At 28.6% G+C, this 24,774-nt stretch carries 27 protein-coding genes; 4 read left to right on the top strand and 23 right to left on the bottom strand.

Annotation, left to right across the window (positions count from 1 at the left end; translation table 11 throughout):
* Positions 1-13 precede the first annotated feature (13 nt).
* From miaA to AC4PG3_RS07400, 3 genes are all read left to right on the top strand, one after another.
* Positions 14-937: a tRNA (adenosine(37)-N6)-dimethylallyltransferase MiaA gene (gene miaA, locus AC4PG3_RS07410; protein WP_492196026.1), complete on the top strand. Its 924-nt coding sequence runs from the start codon at positions 14-16 to the stop codon at positions 935-937.
* Positions 938-956: 19 nt separating this feature from the next.
* Positions 957-1,172, top strand: coding sequence for an RNA chaperone Hfq (gene hfq, locus AC4PG3_RS07405; RefSeq protein ID WP_492196025.1), 216 nt, complete (start codon positions 957-959; stop codon positions 1,170-1,172).
* Between the two features lie 72 nt (positions 1,173-1,244).
* Positions 1,245-2,537 carry a methionine gamma-lyase family protein gene (locus tag AC4PG3_RS07400; RefSeq protein ID WP_492196024.1) on the top strand — a complete coding sequence of 431 codons (1,293 nt, stop codon included), beginning with the start codon at positions 1,245-1,247 and terminating at the stop codon, positions 2,535-2,537.
* Between the two features lie 56 nt (positions 2,538-2,593).
* On the opposite strand, the gene AC4PG3_RS07395 is transcribed toward AC4PG3_RS07400, so the two are convergent.
* The 3 genes from AC4PG3_RS07395 to lexA all read right to left on the bottom strand — a co-directional run bounded on the left by AC4PG3_RS07395 (position 2,594) and on the right by lexA (position 4,678).
* Positions 2,594-3,517: an IS3 family transposase gene (locus AC4PG3_RS07395; protein ID WP_492198205.1), complete on the bottom strand. Its 924-nt coding sequence runs from the start codon at positions 3,515-3,517 to the stop codon at positions 2,594-2,596.
* Positions 3,451-3,987 carry a helix-turn-helix domain-containing protein gene (locus AC4PG3_RS07390; RefSeq protein ID WP_492196023.1) on the bottom strand — a complete coding sequence of 179 codons (537 nt, stop codon included), beginning with the start codon at positions 3,985-3,987 and terminating at the stop codon, positions 3,451-3,453. Before AC4PG3_RS07390 ends, AC4PG3_RS07395 begins: the two co-directional genes overlap by 67 nt.
* A 73-nt stretch (positions 3,988-4,060) precedes the next feature.
* Positions 4,061-4,678 carry a transcriptional repressor LexA gene (gene lexA / locus AC4PG3_RS07385; RefSeq protein WP_492196022.1) on the bottom strand — a complete coding sequence of 206 codons (618 nt, stop codon included), beginning with the start codon at positions 4,676-4,678 and terminating at the stop codon, positions 4,061-4,063.
* A 201-nt stretch (positions 4,679-4,879) separates the two neighbouring features.
* Here lexA and yneA point away from each other — a divergent pair, with 201 nt between their 5' ends.
* On the top strand, positions 4,880-5,182 hold the full coding sequence (gene yneA, locus AC4PG3_RS07380; RefSeq protein WP_492196021.1) for a cell division suppressor protein YneA: 303 nt from the start codon (positions 4,880-4,882) through the stop codon (positions 5,180-5,182).
* A gap of 90 nt (positions 5,183-5,272) precedes the next feature.
* Here the strand turns inward: yneA and AC4PG3_RS07375 are convergent, their stop codons facing one another.
* From AC4PG3_RS07375 to AC4PG3_RS07280, 20 genes are all read right to left on the bottom strand, one after another.
* On the bottom strand, positions 5,273-6,235 hold the full coding sequence (locus AC4PG3_RS07375) for a tyrosine recombinase XerC (RefSeq protein WP_492196020.1): 963 nt from the start codon (positions 6,233-6,235) through the stop codon (positions 5,273-5,275).
* A 483-nt stretch (positions 6,236-6,718) separates the two neighbouring features.
* Positions 6,719-7,102 carry a PadR family transcriptional regulator gene (locus tag AC4PG3_RS07370; RefSeq protein WP_492196019.1) on the bottom strand — a complete coding sequence of 128 codons (384 nt, stop codon included), beginning with the start codon at positions 7,100-7,102 and terminating at the stop codon, positions 6,719-6,721.
* Complete coding sequence (locus tag AC4PG3_RS07365; RefSeq protein WP_492196018.1) at positions 7,103-7,915, bottom strand: PHP domain-containing protein; 813 nt, start codon at positions 7,913-7,915, stop codon at positions 7,103-7,105.
* A 149-nt stretch (positions 7,916-8,064) separates the two neighbouring features.
* On the bottom strand, positions 8,065-8,325 hold the full coding sequence (locus AC4PG3_RS07360) for a stage V sporulation protein S (RefSeq protein WP_492196017.1): 261 nt from the start codon (positions 8,323-8,325) through the stop codon (positions 8,065-8,067).
* A 42-nt stretch (positions 8,326-8,367) separates the two neighbouring features.
* Entirely contained in the window at positions 8,368-9,897 is a 1,530-nt protein-coding gene (gene rny, locus AC4PG3_RS07355) for a ribonuclease Y (protein WP_492198211.1), read from the bottom strand.
* A gap of 202 nt (positions 9,898-10,099) precedes the next feature.
* Complete coding sequence (locus AC4PG3_RS07350; protein ID WP_492196016.1) at positions 10,100-10,753, bottom strand: ATPase; 654 nt, start codon at positions 10,751-10,753, stop codon at positions 10,100-10,102.
* Between the two features lie 4 nt (positions 10,754-10,757).
* Positions 10,758-11,006: a hypothetical protein gene (locus tag AC4PG3_RS07345; RefSeq protein WP_492196015.1), complete on the bottom strand. Its 249-nt coding sequence runs from the start codon at positions 11,004-11,006 to the stop codon at positions 10,758-10,760.
* Between the two features lie 22 nt (positions 11,007-11,028).
* The gene (locus tag AC4PG3_RS07340; RefSeq protein ID WP_492196014.1) at positions 11,029-12,471 is read right to left on the bottom strand and encodes an AAA family ATPase; all 1,443 of its coding nucleotides are present in this window, start codon (positions 12,469-12,471) and stop codon (positions 11,029-11,031) included.
* 2 nt (positions 12,472-12,473) lie between these two features.
* Positions 12,474-13,457 (bottom strand): metallophosphoesterase family protein, encoded by a 984-nt coding sequence (locus AC4PG3_RS07335; protein WP_492196013.1) that lies wholly within the window; start codon positions 13,455-13,457, stop codon positions 12,474-12,476.
* A 59-nt stretch (positions 13,458-13,516) separates the two neighbouring features.
* Positions 13,517-14,560 (bottom strand): recombinase RecA, encoded by a 1,044-nt coding sequence (gene recA, locus AC4PG3_RS07330; protein WP_492196012.1) that lies wholly within the window; start codon positions 14,558-14,560, stop codon positions 13,517-13,519.
* A gap of 99 nt (positions 14,561-14,659) precedes the next feature.
* Positions 14,660-15,886 carry a competence/damage-inducible protein A gene (locus tag AC4PG3_RS07325; protein WP_492196011.1) on the bottom strand — a complete coding sequence of 409 codons (1,227 nt, stop codon included), beginning with the start codon at positions 15,884-15,886 and terminating at the stop codon, positions 14,660-14,662.
* Positions 15,887-15,900: 14 nt separating this feature from the next.
* Positions 15,901-16,446: a CDP-diacylglycerol--glycerol-3-phosphate 3-phosphatidyltransferase gene (pgsA, locus tag AC4PG3_RS07320; RefSeq protein WP_492196010.1), complete on the bottom strand. Its 546-nt coding sequence runs from the start codon at positions 16,444-16,446 to the stop codon at positions 15,901-15,903.
* 31 nt (positions 16,447-16,477) lie between these two features.
* Positions 16,478-18,685 carry a DNA translocase FtsK gene (locus AC4PG3_RS07315; protein WP_492196009.1) on the bottom strand — a complete coding sequence of 736 codons (2,208 nt, stop codon included), beginning with the start codon at positions 18,683-18,685 and terminating at the stop codon, positions 16,478-16,480.
* A gap of 208 nt (positions 18,686-18,893) precedes the next feature.
* Positions 18,894-19,571: a ClpP family protease gene (locus AC4PG3_RS07310; protein ID WP_492196008.1), complete on the bottom strand. Its 678-nt coding sequence runs from the start codon at positions 19,569-19,571 to the stop codon at positions 18,894-18,896.
* A gap of 108 nt (positions 19,572-19,679) precedes the next feature.
* A complete protein-coding gene (locus AC4PG3_RS07305) occupies positions 19,680-19,922 on the bottom strand; it encodes a YlmC/YmxH family sporulation protein (protein ID WP_492196007.1) in 243 nt (80 codons plus the stop codon).
* Positions 19,923-20,016: 94 nt separating this feature from the next.
* Positions 20,017-20,448 carry a dUTP diphosphatase gene (dut, locus tag AC4PG3_RS07300; protein WP_492196006.1) on the bottom strand — a complete coding sequence of 144 codons (432 nt, stop codon included), beginning with the start codon at positions 20,446-20,448 and terminating at the stop codon, positions 20,017-20,019.
* Positions 20,449-20,468: 20 nt separating this feature from the next.
* Complete coding sequence (locus AC4PG3_RS07295) at positions 20,469-21,173, bottom strand: polysaccharide deacetylase family protein (RefSeq protein ID WP_492196005.1); 705 nt, start codon at positions 21,171-21,173, stop codon at positions 20,469-20,471.
* A gap of 105 nt (positions 21,174-21,278) precedes the next feature.
* Positions 21,279-23,372, bottom strand: a complete 2,094-nt coding sequence (locus AC4PG3_RS07290; RefSeq protein ID WP_492196004.1) for a polyribonucleotide nucleotidyltransferase — start codon at positions 23,370-23,372, stop codon at positions 21,279-21,281.
* 97 nt (positions 23,373-23,469) lie between these two features.
* The gene (gene rpsO / locus AC4PG3_RS07285; RefSeq protein WP_492196003.1) at positions 23,470-23,736 is read right to left on the bottom strand and encodes a 30S ribosomal protein S15; all 267 of its coding nucleotides are present in this window, start codon (positions 23,734-23,736) and stop codon (positions 23,470-23,472) included.
* 127 nt (positions 23,737-23,863) lie between these two features.
* Positions 23,864-24,772 (bottom strand): bifunctional riboflavin kinase/FAD synthetase, encoded by a 909-nt coding sequence (locus AC4PG3_RS07280; RefSeq protein ID WP_492196002.1) that lies wholly within the window; start codon positions 24,770-24,772, stop codon positions 23,864-23,866.
* Between the last annotated feature and the right edge of the window lie 2 nt (positions 24,773-24,774).

Genomic DNA, 24,774 nt, shown 5'->3' with positions numbered 1-24,774 from the left:
GGATGATATTTAAATGAAGGATAAATTATTTGTATTAATGGGTCCAACAGCAGTAGGAAAGACCTCTATATCTATTGAACTAGCTAAAAGATTAAATGGAGAGATTATCTCTGCAGATTCAATGCAAATATATAAATATATGGATATAGGGACAGCAAAGATAAGAAAAAATGAAACTCAAGGAATAGTTCATCATATGATAGATATAATTTATCCAGATGAAGATTATAGTGTACAAAACTTTCAAAAGGAATCAAAAAAGCTTATAAAAGATATAAATTCTAGAAATAAATTACCTATGTTAGTAGGAGGTACTGGACTTTATATAAATTCTTTAGTATATAAATTAGATTTTGCATCTGTTGCTAAAGATCAAGAAATTAGAAACAAATATGAAGATATGGCTTTAAAATATGGAAATAAGTATTTACATGATAAATTGTATGAAATAGATAGAGAATCTTATGAAAAAATTAATACGAGAGACTTAAAAAGGATTATTAGGGCTTTAGAAATTTATGAATTGACAGGAAAAACTATGTCGGAGTATAACAAAAACTTTAGAAGAGAAAATGAAGATTATGATTTAGAAATGTTCTGCCTTAATATGAATAGGAAAAAATTATACGAAAGAATCAATTTAAGGGTAGATCAAATGATCGAACAAGGTCTTATAGAAGAAGTAGAAGGAATATTGAACATGGGCTATGACAAAAATTTAACTTCTATAAAAGCAATAGGCTATAAAGAAATAATTATGTACTTAGATAATAAGATTTCTCTTGAAGAGGCAATAGAAATGATAAAAAAAGGTAGTAGAAACTATGCCAAAAGACAATTAACTTGGTTTAGAAGAGACAGGAGAATAAAATGGTTAGATGTAGAGGATTTTAAAAATACAAATGAAATAGTTAATTATATACAAAAACAAATATAATAACTGGAGGGTTATATCAATGAAACAACATGTAAATCTACAAGATATGTTTTTAAACAAAGCAAGAAAAGACAATACTTGCATAACTATATTTTTAATCAATGGGTATCAGATTAAAGGTACTGTAGAGGGTTTTGATAATTATACTATTGTTTTAAAATGTGATAATAAACAACAATTGATTTATAAACATGCAATCTCAACAATAATTCCTGTAAATAAGATTGATTTGTAATTTAAAGATAAAGATAAGGTATATTTTATTTTGATTTTTAATATTTGATAGAAAGGTGAATAAATTTTAATTATGGATAACAATATAAAAGAAATACTATGTACAGATTTTTCTATTTCTAGAGAGGTCTTAGATTTTGTAGCAAAAAATGAAAATTTACTAATAGATAAGTTTGATAGACTAAATAAGATAAAAGAATACAATCAATATAAAGTAATAAAAGCAATGCAAAAACATAAATTGAGTGCTACGGATTTTAATTGGACTACAGGCTATGGATACGGAGATATAGGAAGGGATAAAGTAGAATCTATATATGCCTCTATTTTTAATACTGAAGATGCCCTAGTAAGACCTACAATAGCTTCAGGAACCCATGCTCTAAGTTTGACTTTGTCTGGTATACTAAGACCAGGAGATGAGATAATTTCAATAACTGGGACTCCATACGATACATTACAGAGTGTTATAGGAATTAAAGGTAATGAAGTAGGTACTCTTATGGAATATGGTGTAACTTATAAAGAAGTAGATTTAGTCAATAATAGAGTAGATATCGATAAAGTCAAAAACTCAATAGGTGAAAAAACTAAACTTCTTATGATTCAAAGATCTACTGGATATAGCGATAGAAGAGCACTAACTATTGATGAAATAAAAGATGCAATAGATAAAATCAAAGAATTTAATAAAGATATTTTAATAATGGTAGATAATTGTTATGGTGAATTTTTAAACATAAAAGAACCAACTGATGTTGGTGCCGACATTATGGCTGGGTCTTTAATAAAAAATCCAGGTGGAGGATTGGCACTATCTGGAGGATATATTGTTGGAAAAAAAGATTTAATAACTCAAATTGCTAATAGACTTACAGCTCCAGGATTAGGAAAAGACTGTGGTCTGACATTTGGAACTACTCGTAGTACTTTACATGGTCTATTTTTATCTCCTCATATTGTAACTGAAGCAGTTAAAGGAGCTTTATTATTTGCTTTAATATATAAGAACTTAGGTTTTAAAGTAGTTCCAGATATAGACGATGAAAGAAGTGATATAATTCAAGGAATAGAATTGCTTAGTGAAGAAAGAGTTGTAGAATTCTGTAAAGGAATTCAAGATGCGTCTACAGTAGATTACTATGTAAAACCTGAACCTTGGAATATGCCAGGATATGAAGATAAAGTTGTCATGGCCGCTGGAGGATTTGTAGATGGATCTTCAATTGAATTAAGTGCAGATGGTCCTATAAGAGAACCTTATTATGCATACTATCAAGGTGGGTTAACTTATGAGCACTGTAAACTAGGCTTATATAAAACATTAGATCGTCTATATAAAAAGAATTTAATATCTATAAAATAAAAACATACTCAAGAGTGATGTGAACCCTTTAATACGGACTTTCGGATAATATTTAATTATGCGGCTTGTTGCCTATACTCAATAGGTGACAGGCCGTTTAATTTCTTCTTTATTCTTTTGTTATTATACCAGTTAATATATTCTGTAATCTTTTTCTCTAACTTCTTAATGGATGTAAATTTTTCTCCATAGTACATTTCTTGCTTCAATATCCCAAAGAAATTTTCCATTGGAGAGTTATCTATACAATTTCCTCTTCTAGACATACTTTGTTCAATATTTCTCTTTTTTAATCTTTTCACCCATTGAGCATGCTGATAATGAAAGCCTTGGTCAGAGTGAATTGTTAATTGATGCTTCTTAGGAAGCTTTTTAAGAGCATTATCTAAGGCATCCGTTGTAAATTTTACTGTAGGAGCTGTAGATAGATTAAATGAAATTATTTCGTTGTTAAAAAGATCCATAATAGGTGATAGATACAGTTTTTGATTACTGCCTTGGATTTTGAATTCAGTTACATCTGTAACCCATACTTTATTAGGAACTGTTACTTGGAATTGCCTATTTAATTTATTCTCTGCTATCTTTCCAACTTCACCTTTAAAAGAACTATAACCTCTAGATCTTCTGGAAAATTTTATGCACTTCATATCATTCTCTTTCATGATTCTATATACTCTTTTATGGTTTATCTTTAAGTCCTTTTGTTTTAGAGCAATGGTAATTCTTCTGTATCCATAAGTTTCATTTGATTCTTCAAATATATTTCTAATAATATTTATCAATTTTAACTCTTCTTTGTTAACTGTTTCTAGTTTTTCTACCCATTCATAGAATGAACTTTTGGGCAAGTTAGCTATCTTAAGCCAGATTCTCAATTTGATTGAAGGGAATTTCTGCCTTAATTCCATTATTACTTTCGTTTTTTCCTTGTTTTTTGCTCTCTTTTTTGGACTAAGGCTTTTAGCTTTTTTTCGTATGCTAAGCTCGCTCTCAGAAATTCATTTTCTTCTCTTAATTTAATTAATTCTTCTTTATCGCTTTTGGTGAGATTTAAAGCATCTTTTTTCTTCTTGTTTTCAGACATAGTACTAGGCCTCCCAATCGACTTATTAAGCCCTTCGAAGCCTTCATCTAAGTATTGCCTTTGCCAATTAGCAATCGTACCCTGATTGCTAATACCAAAGTGATTAGCAGCTTCTCTGTAAGAGCAATTATGGTATTGCCTATATTGTAATACACGTAGCTTAAATTCTCCAGAGTAAAAAGTTTTTGTAGATTTTATTTTTAGTCCTTCTTCTCCGTAGCTTTCATAATTTTTAACCCAATCCCTAACTCGACTAAAATTTGTTATAGCGTATTTTTTTGCTATAGATTCATAACCACCTGTTTCTCCACTTAAATAATCTTTCACTACTTCTAACTTAAACTTAAATGAATATTTAGACATGATAAAACCCCCTAAATCCGTGTCCGGATTTGGGGGGTAACATCAGAGGTAAACTCTTGAGTATGTTTTTATTTTATAAACTTCTATATAGACCTATAACTTTTCCCAATACACTAACTTCTCTTGAGTATATAGGTTCCATGAATTGATTTTCAGGTTGTAATCTGATTTTATCTTTTTCTTTAAAAAATCTTTTTACTGTAGCTTCTTCTCCAAGAAGAGCAACTACTATATCTCCATTGTTTGCATTTTTTTGTTCTTTTACTAATACTAAATCCCCATCTAATATGCCTGCATCAATCATACTTTCCCCTTGGATTTTTAACATAAATACATCATTTCCCTCAACAGCATCGTAGGGAACAGGGTATGTATCTTCAATATTTTCAACTGCTAAAATAGGACTGCCTGCTGTTACCTTACCAACGATAGGTACATCTACTGTTTTCTTTTTACTCAATAAAAAATTATCTTCTTTGTCCAGTATTTCTATAGCTCTTGGTTTAGTAGGATCTTTTCTAATATAGCCCATGGACTCTAACTTTTCAAGATATCTATGGACTGTTGAAGTAGACTTAAGACCTACTCCTTTGCAAATTTCCCTAACTGCCGGAGGATATCCTTGTTTTTGAATTTCGCTTTTTATATAAAGTAATATTTCCATCTGTTTTTGTGAAAGATCTTCATACATTTTTAACACCTCTTAATTTTATATTTTTTAATTATTCGATTACAAAATTAATTAAATTTTTAATTACTTGTAATTATAACATAATCATAAAAATAAATCAAACAAAGGTTCTTTTTTTCATTAAAACTATTGACAAAGAACGAATGTTTTTGTAAAATGTAGTTAGAACTTTTGTTCAGAACTCTTGTGCGAGGTGTAGATATGAAAAAATATAAAGTAGTAAATAAAAAAAGATTTTGTATGTTTTTAACGGTATCATTTATTTTTATGATTAGCCTTATAACTCTTTTAAAACCATCACATCAGGTATATAGTGATATATTAGAACAACCATTTATAGAAGTTCAAATATCAAAAGGGGATACTTTGTGGGATATTTCGGCTAAATATAAGCCAAAAGAATACGATATACGAAAGATGATCTATGAAATTAAGAATATGAATAAACTGAAGACTTCATACATATTTCCAGGAGATATAATAAAAATTCCTATTATAGAGTAAAAGGGAATTTAATAGTATTAGACTTAAAGATTATATTAATAAGGACTAGATTGTGTATTAATACATAATCTAGTCCTTATTAATATAAATTTATTTTCTTTTAGATAGAGGATTACTGCTAACTGCATCTCTTAGTCTTTCATCATCTATATGTGTATATATCTGAGTAGTAGCTACAGATTCATGTCCTAAAATCTCTTGTAAGGCCCTAATATCTACATTTCCATACTTATACATCAGAGTAGCAGCTGTATGCCTTAATTTATGAGTAGAATACACACTTGTATCTAATCCAGACCTTTCTAAGTATCTATCTATCATATGCTGTATAGCTCTGTTACTCATCCTATTTTTTCTTTTACTAATAAATAAAGCCTTTTCATCATTTGCTTTTTTGGGTCTAACTTCTAAATATTGATTTATAGCTTCTATACAAGCTTCATTTAAGAAAATAGTTCTTTCTTTATTTCCTTTACCAATAACGGATAGGGTATCCTTATCAGTTATTTTATTAATATCAATACTAGATAATTCAGATAATCTTAATCCACAATTTAAGAATAGGGTTATTATAGCATAATCTCTTTTTCTATATTCTTCATTTTTATTTTTTAAAACTGTATTAAGTAAATTTTCTGCTTGGTCAAGTGTCAAATATACAGGGTGTCTCGAATCTGTTTTGGGGAATTCTAAAAATCTTGCAGGATTATCTTCGATTATATTTATCTTTGTGTGTAAATAAAAAAAGAAGGATCGCAAGGAAGCTACTTTTCTAGATTTAGTATGATTTCCATTATATCTTTTTTTATCCACATAAGATATATAAGCATGTAAGTCCTGTATAGTAAGCTTTTTAATTAAACTTATATCTATATCTTCAATATTTATATCTTCAAAATCAGTTTCTTTAGAAACTAGTTTATATCGCATTTTTATAAATTTTAGAAATGTGCGCAAATCAAGATAATATTCTTTAACAGTGTTAGGAGAAGTCCCTTTAATAGTTTCCATATAATTTAAATAATCTTCCAAGAAAATTGGTAAATTTGACATATAATCACTCTTTCTATATAAGATTAGTCACAAAATAACTATTTTGTGACTAATCTTATATTAACATAAGGGATTAATTTTATCAATATTAAATACAATAAAATTAATCCCTTTATATACATTTTACAATATGCATATAACTATATAATTGATATGCATATTGTTATTGGAAATTTTTATTAAACATGTAAATTCCGACTCTCTAAAATGCCTTATATTGATTTTTTATCCATCTACAGATGTTATTGTATGACATTTTAAATGAAAGTCAATACAATTGCATACAGACCCAAATCTTAAGATTTGGAGTTTTTACATATTATTCTTCTTCGTTTTATGTTTTAAAATTCTATTAATTCCTTATTTTATATTATCTAATGACATTGCATAAGATGTATATATATTTATTTATCATATCTAAATGCAATCTTGGAAACGGCCGAAATTTTTGCAGTATATTAAAATATTACTAAAGTCCTTTGTTTATTTACTTTCTCCATATATATCTTTTAATACATTTTTTATAATAGTTAAAGAATCATCAAAAGAAGACTTATTTTTCAAAAGGAGTATTTTATAGTATTTTATTCCTTCATCTGTTATCCTATATCTCCTAATCGATCTCTTTAAAGGCTCATCCCATGATCCTTGTATATATCCATTTGATTCTAATTCTCTTAAAAGTGGATATATCATACCAGGGCTTGGGCTCCATTTATTGTCGAGTCTACTAGTTATTTCATCTTTTATTTTATTTCCATAAAGATTTTTTTCGTTTAGCAGGTGTAAGATATATAATCTTACAAAAGTCGTAGTACCTAAGGTTGTTGGAAATTGTCTCTGTCTCTGTGTATATCCTTCACTCAATTATAATCTCTCCTTTAATTTAGGGATATCATTTAAATTTACATAGTATTTCCCTAATAATATTTCATTATCTTTCTCACCATGAAAGTCAGATCCACCAGTAATTAACAAATTATTATTTTGAGCAATATTTTTAAAAGTATTTACATCATTTGGACTATGCTTAGAATGTATGCATTCTATACCATCTATACCCATACTTATACAATAGTCTACTATTGATTTATCTTTCAAAAGTCCAGGATGAGCTAAAACCGAAACCCCTCCTACTCTCTTTATTAAATTTATAGTATTTTTTATACCTAGATGAAACCTTTCTACATAAGCTGCTCTTCCTCTATTTAGATATTTATCAAAAGCTTCTTGTTTATTTTTAACATAGGATTTTGCAACCAATTCTCTAGCAATATTTGCCCTACCTATAAATTCCTCATCCCCTTTTATCAATATATTTCGAAAATTTAAATTTATATTCATTCCATCTAATTTCTCTAGAATCTTTCTCGCTCTTTGTTTCCTAGACTCTCTAAACTCCCTCGTAATTTCTAGTAACTCTTTATCAAAGTAATTTATAAAATATCCTAATATATGCACTTCTTCATCTTTATAAACACAGCTAAACTCAATCCCTGGTATTATATTAATTTTTTTAAATTTTTTATTATATTCTATTGCTCTTTGTATTCCTCTTACTGAATCATGATCTGTTATGGCTATTCCATCCAGGTTTCTCTTCACAGCTAAATCTACAACTTCTTCAGGACTTAAAATACCATCTGAACAATTAGTATGTACATGTAAATCAAACTTCAAAGTCTCCATCCCCATTCCATATATTTATATTTTATAACATTTTTTAAATTTAAAATACAATATAAAACTTAACATTGTAGCATCTGCATTTTAAAGAATTATTAATAGAATAGATTAGAAAAAAACCTGCCATATGGCAGGTTTTTTAACTATCTAGGTTCCACAATAAGTTTAATCGCAGTTCGTTCTTCTCCATCAATCTGAATATCTATAAAAGCTGGGATACAAATAAGATCTATCCCACTAGGTGCAACAAAACCTCTAGCTATAGCTACTGCTTTAATTGCTTGATTTAAAGCTCCCGCTCCTATTGCTTGAATTTCTGCACTACCTTTTTCTCTCAATACTCCGGCTAATGCACCTGCAACGGCATTTGGAATTGATTTTGCTGATACTTTTAATATATCCATTCAATAGCCTCCTAATAGTAAATTTAAAATATATTTTATTTATTATTTAGCATATTCTATAGACCTGGTTTCACGTATAACATTAACTTTTATTTGACCTGGATAATCTAATTCTGATTCAATTTTCTTTACAATTTCTCTAGCAGTGTGAATAGTCTCTTTTTCACTAATTTCATCTGGGCTTACCATAATTCTAATCTCTCTACCTGCTTGTATGGCAAAGGATCTTTCTACTCCATCTATAGAGTTTGCTATTTCTTCTAGTTTTTCAAGCCTTTTTATATAAGACTCTAAAGTTTCTCTTCTAGCTCCAGGCCTTGCTGCCGATATAGCATCTGCAGCTTGTACCAAAACAGCTTCTATGGTTTGAGGCTCAACATCTCCGTGATGAGCTTCCATTGCATGTAAAACCTCTTTAGACTCCTTATATCTTCTAGCTAAATCTACACCTATTTCTACATGAGGCCCTTCAACTTCATGGTCTACAGCTTTACCTAAGTCATGTAGTAAGCCTGCTCTTTTAGCAATTTTTGAATCTACTCCTAAATCTGCTGCCATCATACCTGCTAAGTGAGCAACTTCTATAGAATGTTTTAAAACATTTTGTCCGTAACTTGTTCTGTACTTTAACCTACCTAATAATTTTATTATCTCTGGATGTAAACCATGGATTCCAGTATCAAATGCGGCTTGTTCCCCTTCTTCTTTTATGATATCATCTACTTCTTTTTGAGCTTTATCAACCATTTCTTCTATTCTCGCAGGGTGTATTCTACCATCTAAAATAAGCTTTTCTAAAGCTATTCTCGCAACTTCTCTTCTAATAGGATTAAATCCTGATAAAACTACTGCTTCAGGAGTGTCATCTATTATTAGATCTATCCCTGTTAATGTTTCTAATGCTCTAATATTTCTACCTTCTCTACCAATAATTCTTCCTTTCATTTCATCATTCGGAAGAGTTACAACTGTTACAGTTGTCTCTGCTACATGGTCAGCAGCAAATCTTTGAATAGCAGTGGAAATAATTTCTCTAGCTTTTTTATCTGCTTCTTGCTTTGTTTGATTTTCTATTTCTTTAATCATTATTGCAGATTCATGGGTTATTTCTTTTTTAACATCATCTAACAATATTGATTTTGCTTGCTCAGAAGTCAAACCAGAAAGTTTTTCTAATTCTTGTAGTTGTTTATCATAAAGATCATTTATTGACAACTCTTTTTCTTCTAAACGCTTAGTTCTTTTAGAAAGCATTTCTTCTTTCTTTTCTAAAGATTCAGCTCTTTTATCTACTATTTCCTCTTTGTTAATAACTCTTTTTTCTAACTTTTGAATTTCTAATCTTCTTTCTCGGTTTTCTCTTTCCGATTCTGTCCTAAGTTTATGGATATCTTCTTTGGCTTCTAATAAAAGCTCTTTTTTATGAGCTTCTCCATCTCTTTTAGCATCTTCAACTATATTTTCAGCTAAATTTTCTGCACTATTTATTTTGCCTTCACCAATATTTTTCCTTATATAATATCCAATTATAACTCCAACTATTGCTCCAACTATTGCATATAAAATTTCAATAACTAAACACCTCCATTTATTAAATTTTCAAGTTCCACACTTCATTTTAATTTCATAAACAACTATGTCTTAAATTATATGAATCTTAAACATAGTAGTATCCTAAATAAATTACAGTTCATCAGGATATGTTCATTATTATATAATTGCATGGTTACACAATTTCATTTTATTACTTATTGAGTCTATTGTCAAGAAGGAATTAGGGTTCTACTTTAGTTGCTAAGCTAGTTGAACCATTCAGTTCTATCCTATAACTACTTTCACTTAAAGCAGATAGATGTTGATTGTGAGTTACCATTATTATCTGTCTATTGAACATTTCAGATATTTCCTTTAAAAAATCTCCTACATTGTATATATAGTCTTGACTTACATGCTTAGCTGGCTCATCTAATATCAGTGGACCTTGTATTTTAGGATTATGAATTTGTAAAAATGCTATTCTTAAAGCTAAGGAAACAATGTCTACTACTCCACCACCCCGTGAGACTTCTGGTCGTGTTTTTATTTCCATTCCATCACTCTCACTTATAACATAAAATTGTGCATTGGCTTTATTCCTTAATTCTTCAATTTCTATAATAAATTTTATATTGGATTCAAATATATATTGTAAGCACTTCGTAACTAAATTTTCTATCTGAAACTTAGCTTGACTCCTAGCAAATTCAGAAGTTTTTTGAAATAAAATAATTACTTTTTCTAATAGTTCAATGTTCTCTTCTAATTTCACTACTTCTTGTTTTTGCCTTTTTAACTGTTCTAATAAATTTTCTTGTTTTCCACTTTCTTTAGAAATAAAATTTTTTAATTCATCTATACTTTCTTCTAATTGGGTTAGATTATTTATCATCTTCTCACTTCTTTTCTAATATATCTTTAGGTAATAAACTATCTGCCTCTGTAAATAATCGGTTTATTTCTAAAGTTAATTTTTCTATCTCCATATCTAGGTCTTCTGGTCTAACTCCTAGTTCTTTTAATTCTTTAGTTATTTCTTCTTCTTGATTTTTAAGTTGTTCTAGTCGTGCCTCTGCTCTGTATTTTAATGATTTAGCATTTTCTAAATCTTCCCTTAGAACACTTAGTTTTTTATCATAATTCATTAAATAACCCTCCTATTTAAACCTATTTTAAATTTTGTATAATGTGATCTAATTTTTCATCATCTATATTGCTAAGACATAAAGGACATACCTCATTTTGCTTTAATAAGTCCTTGTATTCACTTAAGTTTTTATCTATCTTAGCATTTATTCCCTTACATCTATTTTCTTCACTAGATATATAATTTTTAACTTTATCTAAAGAAGTTTTTTTATCAATCAAATTAACTATATCAGATATCTTTTTTTCTAAAATATTATAATTAGAATCAACAGTGCCAATATAGTTAAAGTTTATGATATACTGCTTCCCTTTCCTTATACTATCTTGATTAGTTTTATACTCAGTATTTAATGTTTGCAATTCATGGAGATACGCTATTTTAATACTAGAATCATCTATCATACTTTGTATTTTAGGTATGTTTTCCAGCTTAGATAGTTTATTATTAGTATTTTTCATTTCCAAATTTATAGAATTGTTTTTAGACTTAATTCCCAATAATTTAGATTTTAAATCTAGATTTATTTCCAAAGAATTTTCAATCTCTAAAATTCGATCTATTCCATTTAGCCTATCTATTATAGAAATATTTTTATTTATTTTATCTTTACAATTTTTTAGTTTTTCACTTCCATTAGTATAGTATCTATAATCTTTATTTATTATTTCAATTTGTTTAACAACTTTATCTAACTCTTCTATTGTATTTAATCTTTCTAAGTAAAAATTTAAAGTTTTTAATTCCTTATTATATTTGTTATATTTTAAAGATAATTTTATTAATTTATCTTTTTTTTCATCTTTAATTTTTATTTTTTCTTTTATTTTCTCTAATTGTTTTAGTCTACTATTTAATCCTTTTAGATAATCAAAAGCTTCCAATTCTTTTGTAATGAGAACAATATCCTGATCCTTATTTTTCTTTTCTATAGATGAGTTCCGAACATCTTTTAATGTTTCTTTTAATGCGTCATCGATAACATTTACACCTATCAATCGACCTATTGCACTAGCTCTAGTACTAGTTTTTTCTGATAATAAAAATGCTCCATCTAATTGTTCACCTAAATTAATTGAGTTTGTCTCGTCACTATCTAAATATATCTTTTTAATTCCAACTTTTTCTACAATTTCCTCAGGAACGCCTAATCCAAATCCTTCATATTTTATCTCTTGACCTAAATTGTCATATAGAATATATTGATTTTTAGACTTACTTCTATATCTTTTGATCTTCGTCTTATCATTAAATATAAGGGTTACAGAAACATCACTTTCACCCTCTCTGATAAAATAGTCTCCAGATGGTTCATTATATAAGGCCCATTTGATAGCCCGTATAATTGCAGATTTACCTGTATCAGAAGGGCCTACTATTACATTTAATCCCTCACTAAAGTCCATAATTGTATGTTTATGTGATTGGAAATTTTCTAATATTATAGTTTTTAAATACTTCATAATTATTCACCTGATAAACCTTTCATTTGAATCATAGAAATTCTTTTCAATGCCTCTTTTTTCACATGTTCACTTAAACCCTCAGCATAGGACACCTCTATTAATACATCATTTATATCCATCTTTTCAAAATTTATAGCAGAGTCTACACTTTGTTTAAATTCATACATTTGCTCTCTCTTAAATATATTTTTTTCTATTTCATCCCTATCCAATACCAACTTTCCATTTTTAGCAGTTTTTAGTTCTAAAAAAGATATATTTATATCTTCATTAAATTCCATTAACACAACTTTAGGAATTCTATCAATTTCTCTAAGACTATTTGATATACGAACCATACTCCCAGGATTTATAAAGTATTTCCCATCTATCTCAGTCTTTTCAAACCCTGAATGGTAATGCCCGGATAAGGTGATATCTGCTTTAGTATGCTTTATATCATCTATAAGAGTATAAGGTACTCCTTTTATAAATGGCTTATCAAGTAACATCCCATGTACCATATGTATAGAGTAGTTTACATCTTCTTGAACTTCATTTACTATATAGTATTTTCTATTTGTGATACTGTCTATATCATATATATATGGTTGCCCTGTTATTTGAACTTTAATATTATCTTTTTCAAGTACTTTTATTTCTTTTTCATTTATTATGTTTAAAATTTCTAATTCATTCAAAAGTCCTATCATAGTACGATTAATAGTTAGAGGATTATGCCCATATACATCATGATTTCCACTTATAATGTAAATAGGAACCTTTATTCCTTTTAATATTTTAGAAAATCTACTTACAATAGATACAGAAACATCTGGCCTATCGAATAAATCTCCTCCATGCAAAACAAAATCTACATCATTTTTTTTAATAATATCTGATATTTCATTAAGTTTATTTTCTAAAGTTAAAATAAAATCATCTTTTCTATTCTTAGGAGAAGTTCCTCTTATATGAGTATCTGTAAAATAAAGTATTTTCATTATTATCCCTCCTAATACAAAACCTCCTTTTTAGGAGGTTTTGTTACTTTTTTTATTTATTATTTATCCGTATCTTCTTTTTTATCATCCTTCTCAGGACCTTCTTCATCTACTAGCTTATTTTCAACCCTCACCTTATGTTCTATCTCATCATATATATCAGGATTTTCTTTTAAGAAGTCTTTGGAGTTTTCCCTTCCTTGACCTAATCTGTGCTCTCCATAACTATACCATGACCCAGATTTTTTTATAATACCAGAAGACACTCCTACATCTAGTACATTACCTTCTTTAGATATTCCTTGGCCATACATAATATCAAATTCAGCCACTTTAAAAGGAGGAGCAACTTTATTTTTTACAACTCTAACTCTAGTTCTATTTCCTAAGATTTGATCTCCTTGTTTTATCGACTCTATTCTCCTTACATCAAGTCTTACACTTGAATAAAACTTAAGAGCTCTACCGCCAGATGTAGTTTCAGGGTTTCCAAACATTATACCTATTTTTTCTCTTAGTTGATTTATAAATATACATGTAGTATTAGACTTATTTATGGCACCTGCTAATTTTCTTAGTGCTTGAGACATTAACCTAGCTTGTAAACCTACATGACTATCTCCCATTTCACCTTCTAATTCTGCTTTTGGGACTAAAGCAGCTACTGAGTCTACTACAACTATATCTATTGCTCCACTTCTTACTAAAGCTTCTGCTATTTCTAAAGCTTGCTCTCCTGTATCTGGCTGAGATATTATTAAATTATCAATATCTACACCTAATTTTTTAGAATAAGCAGGATCCAATGCATGTTCTGCATCTATAAATGCAGCAATTCCTCCCTTTTTTTGTGCTTCTGCAATCACGTGTAAAGATACGGTTGTTTTACCTGAAGACTCGGGCCCATAAATTTCAATAATTCTTCCTCTAGGTATTCCACCAATACCCAATGCAATATCAAGATCTAAAGATCCAGTAGGAATAATTTCTAAATTCATTTTTGTATTTTCGCCCAATTTCATAACTGAGCCCTTTCCAAATTGTTTTTCAATTTGACTTAAGGCTAACTCTAAAGATTTTTCTTTTTCTGTTTTATCTGCCATAATATTCCAGTTAAACTGGAATCACCCCTTTCTGTATTCTATGTTTCGGAACATTAGTTCTTAAGGTAATGATATAATATTTTCTAAAAATAGTCAAGATTATTTTAGTAAACATTTTCTTATCTCATTTAAAACAGCTATGGCACTTTTATTTTGAATTATTTCTCTATTTCCACTAAAATTTCTCTGAATTATATTATGACTTTCTTTGGTCATAATACATATATATACAAGTCCTACAGGTTTATTATCTGTTCCACCAGTAGGACCTGCTATTCCCGTAACAGAAGCTACTATATCTAAATCATTTTTTTCAAGTAGGCCCTTGGCCATATCATAAGCAACTTCTCTACTGACTGCACCGTATTTACTTAAGTTCTCCACATCTACATTTAACTCTTCAACTTTGGACTTATTGCTATAAGATATAATGGATCTGTCTAGAACTTTTGAAGCCCCTGGTATTTTAGTTAATTTGCTACTTACTAAACCACCTGTACAGGACTCGCATATTCCTATTTTCATATTCTTTTCTATTAGTAAATTTAAAACTACCTCTTCTATACTAATACCATTATAACCATAAATATAATCCTTTAATTCTTTTTTTAGAATATTTACAGCATTATCTATCTTTTTTTGAAGAATTTTTTCATTTTTACCTTTTCCTATTATCTTTACCTCTACAATTCCCTCTTTTGCATAAGTATTTATTATTAAACTATCTTTCGGTATATCTAAGGATAAAATTTTTGTTTCTAATGCGGATTCACCTATTCCTATGGTATTTATAGATCTAATTATTATAGAATGGTCTTCTATCAATAAAGGTAGAACATATTTATTAAACATTAGACTCATTTCTTTAGGAGGTCCTGGGAGCATTATAATTTTCTTATTATTTTTATTTATAAATATCCCAGGAGCTGTCCCTATATCATTTAATATAAATTCAGATCCTTCAGGTTTCATAGCTTGTTTTTTATTATTATTAGTCATATTTTTATGCATATTTGAAAAAATCTTTGAAATGTTTTGTTCCATTTCGGAATCAAATTCTAATTTTAAATTCAAACATTTGGAAATAACTTCTTTGGTTAAATCATCTTTAGTAGGTCCTAATCCCCCTGTTGTAATTATCAAATCCGCTCTTTTTAATGCAATATTTACTACCTGGCTTAGTCTGTATTCATCATCTTCAACACTAGAATGATAATATGTATCTATTCCTAATTCAACTAACTTTTTTGATAGAAACATAGAATTAGTATTTAGTGTGCTTCCGATCATAAGCTCTGTACCAATTGAAATTATCTCTGCCTTCATATTATCTTCCCCTATTATTTATTATCTAATTTTATTACCTGTTTATTTTTGTATATATAGTCAAAACCTGATAAAACTGTAAATATTAATGAAATATATAAAAGTATCATATCCATAGGAAAATTAATATTATTAAAAGGATAATTATTAAACAATAATAAAACAATAGCTACTAACTGAGTTATAGTTTTAAATTTTCCTAATGAGCTTGCAGCTATTGTAATTCCTTCAGATGCTGCTATAATCCTAAAACCAGTTATAGTAAATTCTCTTGCTATTATTATTATAACAACCCATCCAGGAATTCTATTGGCTTCTACTAGCAAGATTAGTGCTGCAGATACTAATACTTTATCAGCCAAAGGATCTATAAATTTCCCGAAATTAGTAACTAGATTTTTACTTCTTGCAATATATCCATCTAAAGTATCTGTAAGAGCTGCTATAATAAATATTATTCCAGCTATTATATCATGATTATTAAAATCTAGATAAAATACAATCATAAATATGGGAACTAAAAACACTCTAAATATAGTTATCTTATTTGCTAAATTCATTTTGAAATTCTCCAATCTTTTTAATTAAATTTTATATACTGTTGTCCAATTCTGCTAAATCCTCTTTTGTAATTAAAACTTTTCTAGGTTTGCTTCCCTCATGTCCACCAACAATATCTCTTTCTTCCATCTCATCTACAATCCTAGCAGCTCTTGAGTAGCCTATTTTAAGTTTTCTTTGAAGAAAGGATATAGATGCTTGTCCTTCCTCAACAACTAAATTGATTGCCTCTTCTAGTAATTCATCACTATCAGCTAAGTTTATAGCTTTAGAATTTTGAACTATGTCAATTATTTCCTCACTATAATTTGCATTATTGTTTTCTTTAAGGAAATTTACTACTTTTTCTACTTCATTATCACTTATAAATCCTCCCTGGACCCTAAGAGGTTTAGAGTAAAATGAAGGATAAAACAACATGTCACCTCTTCCAAGTAATTTTTCTGCTCCTGCCATATCCAATATAGTCCTAGAATCTACTTGAGAAGAAACAGCAAATGATATCCTTGATGGAATATTAGCTTTTATAGTTCCAGTAATTACATCTACTGATGGTCTTTGAGTAGCCACTATAAGATAAATCCCTGCAGCACGTGCCATTTGCGCTAATCTACATATATAGTCCTCTATCTGTTGAGCTGCAACCATCATTAAGTCTGCTAGTTCATCTATAATTATAACTATATTGGATAATTTTTCTTCCTCATTATCCTCCATTTTATTATTATAAGACAATATATCTCTTACACTGTTTTGAGCAAATAGTTTATATCTTTTTTCCATCTCTTCAACTGCCCAATTAAGTGCAAAAGCAGCTTTTTTAGGATCTGTTACTACCGGAATTAATAAATGTGGTATCTCATTGTATATGCTTAACTCTACAACTTTTGGATCTATTAATAATAATTTTACCTCATTAGGTGAAGATTTATATAAAATACTCATTATAATAGTGTTTATACATACACTTTTTCCCGAGCCTGTAGCTCCAGCTATTAATAAATGTGGCATTTTATCTATGGAGGATATTATAGGTGTTCCACTCACATCTTTACCAAGTGCTAAAGGTACATTTGAATCTATTTCTTTATACTCTTTAGAACTTAATATTTCTCTTAAAAATACACTTTCCTTTATTTTGTTAGGCACTTCTATTCCTACAGCAGATTTGCCTGGTATAGGAGCCTCAATTCTAATATCAGAAGAGGCTAGACTTAATGCTATATTATCAGATAGAGATACAATCTTGCTAAGTTTTATTCCTGGTGATGGGGACAGTTCATAGCAGGTTATAGTAGGACCTTTATTAATCTGAGTTATTTTACCCTTTATACCAAAATTAGTCATAGTATCTTCTATTATCTTAGCATTTTTAAGTATATCTTTTCTTTCATTCAGGTCTTGTCTTTCTTCAGGAATATTTAACAAATCTATATTTGGAATATTATATATTATACCTGTATTTTTAGTTTGAAGATTTTCTATTTGTGATTCAATTTCAATCTCTTTAGATTTTTCTTTAACCTTTACCTTATTTGCTGAATTTTTTTGTTCTTTTAAATCTCCATCAGTATAATCTAATATTTTAATATCTTGATTCTTTGGTTTTACAATATCCATAGGATTATTAATTATAGGATCAATAATTTCTATTTTTTCTTCTGGCTCCTTATACAATATTTCATTTATTTTAGATAAGTTTATAGCATTTAAACCATCTTTTATTTTTTTTTCTGTTAGCATTAATAAATTAATTAATATACCAAGAGCTATAACTAAATACCCACCTATTTTACCAAATAAACTATATATAAAAAATCCCAAAATAGCTCCAATAATTCCTCCACCTTTATTAAATAAAGATAAAGAATTTGCTATTTTAATTCTTTCTATAAAATTTTTTATTTCAATATTTCTTCCATCTAAAAATACAAGTGTAAATGTAAATATTATTAGTAAGTTTATAATTTTAGTTTTCTCTTTTTTATCATATTTATCCACTATAAATATAATTCCTGAAGAAATAAGTAGCAACGGAAAAAAATATCCTCCAAATCCCATTAGCATAAAAGTAGTACCTCTAATAAAAGAGCCCACTATTCCCATTTGAAAACTAAATAAGCTTATCATCCAAATAATACCTATTCCAATAATTATAGACCCTACTATATCCTTATTTATAGAATTTTTTTTCTTTGTTTTCCTTTTGTTTTTACTTTTTTTCTTTTGTTTTTCCATATAATCCACCTTTGTAACATTTAGTTCGTAGCTGATAGTATTTTTTTATCATGTCTAAGATTTCTAAAAGAGTAAAGAATAGTAATGAAATATATAATTTAAATCCCTATCTTTATAAACAAAATAAAGTTTAGTAATCTTAGTTTAAAACCCCTTTAAGTCATTGATATATATGATATTATAGCATATATATCAATGATATTCTATTTTATTTATTATCTATTAACTCATTTAATTTACTTAATGCATGCTTTAACCCACCTACTTCATTTATTAGGCCATATTCAACTGCTTCTTTACCAACAAGTATGGTACCTATGTCATTTGCTAATTCATCGGTATCAAACATTAATCGAGAAAAATCCTCCTTTTTAATTTTAGAATTAGAGATAACAAAATTATTTATCCTCTCTTGCATTTTTTGAAAGTATCTATATGTTTGAGGTACTCCTATTACTAATCCAGTCATTCTAATAGGATGTATAGTCATAGTAGCAGTTGGGGCTATAAAAGAATAATCAGTAGAGACAGCTAAAGGTACACCTATACTATGTCCTCCACCTAATACTAGGGATACTGTAGGCTTATCTATACTACTAATCATTTCTGAAAGCGCTAATCCTGCCTCAACATCGCCTCCTATAGTGTTTAAAATTATAAATATACCTTTAATATTAGGGTTTATATGACTATTTATCAATAATGGAATAATATGTTCATATTTAGTAGCCTTTTTATTAGAATTACCTACACTATGTCCCTCTATTTCTCCTATTATTGATATAAATTGTATATTTGATTTAAATTCACCAGGTAAATTGACTCCAAATTCTTTTATACTCTCTATGGAATCATTTGTCTCTTCTTTTTGTTCATTTTTATACATATTTAGAACCTCCAATTTAATATATTCATAATTATCTTTTACACATATTTAGATATTATGCCTAAAAAAAGAAAACATCTGAAGATGTTTTCTTTTTTTAGAATCGAATTAATAATCCAGTTCTACTATTATCATATCATGTCCTATTTTTCTTATAGTATCCCAAGGTATTTCCATATTACTACTATCTATTCCAAGAAGCTTAAAACCTAACTTTTTTTTAAAAGATAATAGGCTTATAATTTTACCTGTATCTTCTTCAAATATTATATCAGAGTCTTCTAATAACCCTAATCTTTCTCCATTATTAAGATTTACTATTTCTTTATTTCCCAATTCACTTAATCTCATATAATCCTCCTATTAGTTTTAATACTTAATTATATGAAATTATTTTATTATTATTCTTTATCATTTATGATAAGATTTTTCTTGATAGTAAATCTTACTTTCCTGTATGGCCAAATCCACCTTCTCCTCTATTTGTTTCTTCCAATACCTCTAATTCTTCAAATTCAATATTTTCATATTTATTCAATACAAACTGAGCTATCCTATCTCCACTATTAATCTTAAAATCTTCTTCTCCAAGATTAATTAATATTACCTTTATCTCTCCCCTATAATCACTATCAATTGTTCCTATACCATTTGCAAGAGTAATTCCATGATTTAAGGCTAGTCCACTTCTCCCTCTTATTTGACCTTCATATCCTTCTGGTATGGCCATGAAAAGCCCAGTCGGTACTAAGGCTCTCCCAAAAGGTTTAATAGTCATAGGTTTAGAAATATTGGCTTTTAAATCCATTCCTGCTGATCCAGTAGTCTTATATTTAGGTAAATCATACATGCTATTATTTATTATCTTTATTAACAAAAAATCACCTCATCTTAAAATTATAGTACATCACTTATTGTACCAATTTTATAGTCATTTTCAAGTAGATAATTAATAATTTCAGGTAGTGCTTTTACTGTTTCTTCAGTAGGATGCATTAATACAATCGCTGAATTGTGAATTTTATCAATTACTCTTTTTTTAATTAAATCTTTAGTACTATCTTCTCGCCAATCAATAGTATCTACACTCCATAGTATAAGTTTATAATTTAATTCTTTGCTAGCTTCTATTGTATAGTCATTAAATGCTCCTGAAGGAGGAGCAAAGTAAGTAGGATCTTCATTTATAATATCTTTAAGTATATTATGAGATTTTAAAATTTCTTTCTTATTTCCTTCTAAATCTAATTTATCATAGTCAAGATGATTATATCCATGATTTCCTATTTCGTGTCCCTTATCAAATATCTTCTTTACAATATATGGATTTTTTTCAGCCCATTTACCAGTGGGAAAGAATGTTATCTTTATTTTATTCTCATTAAATATTTTTAACATACTATCTATATATTCGTCTCCCCAATCAATATTGCAGGCAAAAGCTACTATTTTTTCATCTTTTGTCCCTTGATAATATATATCTTGCTTAAATACATCCTTTGTAGATTGAATCCTTAATAATAAACCAATGCAAATACTAGCCAATACAATAACAGCTATTATTAAATACAAGGTTTTTTTGTTTAAAATTATAAGTTTCATAGTATCCCCCCATGTTCTTTTTAAATGTATATTCAAATAAATTTATATTATACAAAAAAAATAAAAACATGAACCCTATAGGCTCATGTATAATATAATTTATGTTTATTCTTTTTTAGATTCTTCAGGTAATAATACTTTTCTCGAAAGATTTATTCTACCTTGCTTATCAATCTCCATTACCTTTACTAAAACTTCATCTCCTACTTTTAATACATCTTCAACTTTATTTACTCTTTCTCTAGAAATATTTGAAATGTGTAATAATCCTTCTTTCCCATTTAATATATCTAAGAAAGCTCCAAAACTTGTAATCTTAGTTACTTTACCAAGATATATTTCTCCTTTTTCTACCTCTTTAACAAGATTTTCTATGATTTCCATAGCTTTTTCCCCACCAGAACTATCTTCTGCTGCAATTGATATATGTCCAGTATCGTCTATATCAATTTTAACTCCAGTTTCATCTATTATTTTATTTATCATCTTTCCGCCTGGTCCTATAACGTCTCTTATCTTATCTGGATTTATGTCCATAGTATAAATTCTAGGAGCATAAACAGATAATTCTTCCCTAGGCGAATTTATAGCTTCAGACATTTTATCTAGGATAAACAATCTGCCTTTCCTTGCATTTTCCAAAGCCTCTTCCAATATTTTTTTATCTATTCCGCCTATTTTTATATCCATTTGAATAGCAGTTATTCCATCCTTTGTTCCTGCTACTTTGAAATCCATATCTCCTAAATGATCTTCCATCCCCTGTATATCTGATAAAATTGCAACTTTATCATCTGACTTAATAAGTCCCATGGCTATTCCAGCTACTGGCTTTTTAATGGGAACTCCTGCATCTAATAAAGAAAGTGTGCTTCCACAGATACTTGCTTGAGATGAAGATCCATTCGAACTAAGAACTTCAGATACTAATCGTATAGTATAAGGAAAATCTTTTTCTGATGGAATTACAGGTACTAGTGCCCTTTCCGCCAAAGCTCCATGTCCAATTTCTCTTCTACCAGGTCCTCTTAGAGGTCTTGTATCTCCTACTGAATAAGGCGGGAAATTATAATGATGCATATATCTCTTTGACTCTTCTTCCCCTAATCCATCTATAATTTGAACATCTGATGATGCTCCTAGTGTTGCAATAGTTAAAACTTGAGTTTGGCCCCTAGTAAAAAGCCCTGATCCATGTGTCCTTGGCAGTAAGCCAACTTCACAGGTGATTTTTCTTATTTCTTCTGGTTTTCTATTATCTGGTCTTATATTTTCTTCTAATATAAGTCTTCTTACTTCATATTTTATCATGTCTTCTATTATACTTTTAATATCCTTTTCATTTTCTGGATATTCTTCTAAGAAATATTCTAAAATCTCCGTAGATACATTGTCAATATTATCTTGTCTTTCTTGTTTTTCTATTGTATTAATAGCATTTACCATTTTTTGGCTACCATAAGATATTATTTTTTCTCTTAAATCCTTTTGAGGATAAAAAATAGAAAACTCTTTTTTATCTTTTCCTACTTCTTCTGTTATATCTTCTATGAAGCCACAGATTTTCTTTATCTCTTCATGTGCAAATAGTATACCTTCTAACATAGTTTGTTCTGTTACTTCATTACTCCCTGCTTCAACCATCATAATAGCATCTTTAGTTCCAGATACAACTAAATGAATTTCAGATTTATCCCTTTCCACGCTATTAGGATTCAATACAAACTCTCCATCAATAAGTCCTACTAATACAGATGCTGTAGGCCCTTCAAATGGTATATCTGAGATTGATAAAGCTACAGAAGAACCTATCATAGCTGTTATCTCTGGTGAATAGTCTTGATCTACTGATAATACAGTAGCAATTACTTGTACATCATTTCTAAATCCTTCTGGAAATAATGGTCTAATAGGTCTATCAATTAATCTCGATGTAAGAATCGCCTTTTCACTAGGTCTACCTTCCCTTTTTATGAATCCTCCAGGAATTTTACCTACAGAATATAATTTTTCCTCATAATCTACACTTAGGGGGAAAAAATCTATTCCTTCTCTAGGTTCATCAGATGATGTAGCACTTACTAAAACTACAGTTTCTCCATATTGGATTAAACATGCTCCATTTGCTTGCTCCGCTACTTTTCCAATAGTTACCTTTAAATCTTTGCCTGCTAAGCTATATTGAAAATTTCTTTCCACGAATTATCTCCTCCTTTGTACACATATAGTGTATCCTTTATAAAACAAATTAGTCCTACTTAATAAATAAGAGCGGGATTTCCCCCGCTCTTATTTATTATCTTCTTATTCCTAATTTTTGAATTAAAGAACGATATCCTTCTATGTCCTTTTCTTGTAGATATCTTAATAAACCTCTTCTTTGACCTACCATTTTAAGTAATCCTCTTCTAGAATGGTGATCTTTTTTATGAGATTTTAAGTGTTCATTTACAGAGTTGATTCTATAAGTCAAAAGTGCTATTTGCACCTCTGGAGAACCTGTATCTCCTTCATGCTTTTGATACTCGCTGATTATATTTTCTTTTGATTCTTTATTTAACATTTGTTGCACCTCCATATTTTTGTACACCTGAAGCCTAGTTAACCGTTGAGGATACGATATACTGAGCCTAAGGTAATTGTCAACATTTCAATAATATCACAATTTACTATAATTGTAAATATGATTATCAATCTATTACATTCTTTATATCAAGTTTTATTTGATTTTTCAATTCATCCACATTATTAAACTTAACTTCTTTTCTTAAATATTTTATTATCTCTATATCTATATTTTGTCCATAGATTTTTTTATCAAAATCTAGTATGTGAGTTTCTATTTTTACTTTTTTTTCATCAAAAGTAGGGTTTTTTCCTATACTAGTAACACTTAAATAAGATTTACCCATTATATTAGTTCTAGTATGATATACTCCCATTTTAGGTATTAAAAACTTATCATTTAATTCTATATTGGCAGTAGGAAAACCTAATTTGCTACCAAGTCTTTTTCCTGAAACTACTTTCCCTCTTATAGTATAATTTCTTCCTAACATACTATTTGCTTTTTCTATCATTCCTTGTTCTAAGTAGTTTCTTATTTTAGTACTACTTATAACTTCTTCTTCTAGCATTACAGGTTTTATTATTGTTACCTTGATTCCATACTTACCACATATATCCTCTAAATCTTTTACATCTGCCATAGCTTTGTATCCAAATTTATAATTATAACCTACAGTTATAGCTTTGACATCTAATATTTCTATTAGTATCTTTTTTATAAATTCTTTAGGAGATAACTTTCTTATGTGCGAATTAAAGTTTGTCTTATATAATATATCTACACCCAAATCTTCTATAATTTCTGTCCTTTGAACATTATCAGTAAGTAAACTTGGAGCTTGTCCTTTTACTATTGACTTAGTATGATTCTCAAATAAAAGTACAGAAGATTTTAAATCTAACTCCTCGCTATCTCTTATCATAGATTTTATTAATTCCATATGACCTATATGAACTCCATCAAAGTTTCCAAGTGCAATAGATGTATTATATTTCTTTTTTTTAAATTTATTTATCTGAATAATATCCAATA

It is taken from the genome of Tissierella sp. QWL-11 (genome assembly GCF_058683765.1).
The sequence above is the reverse complement of the archived record's forward strand: the minus strand, read 5'-3'. Positions and strand labels throughout refer to the sequence as shown.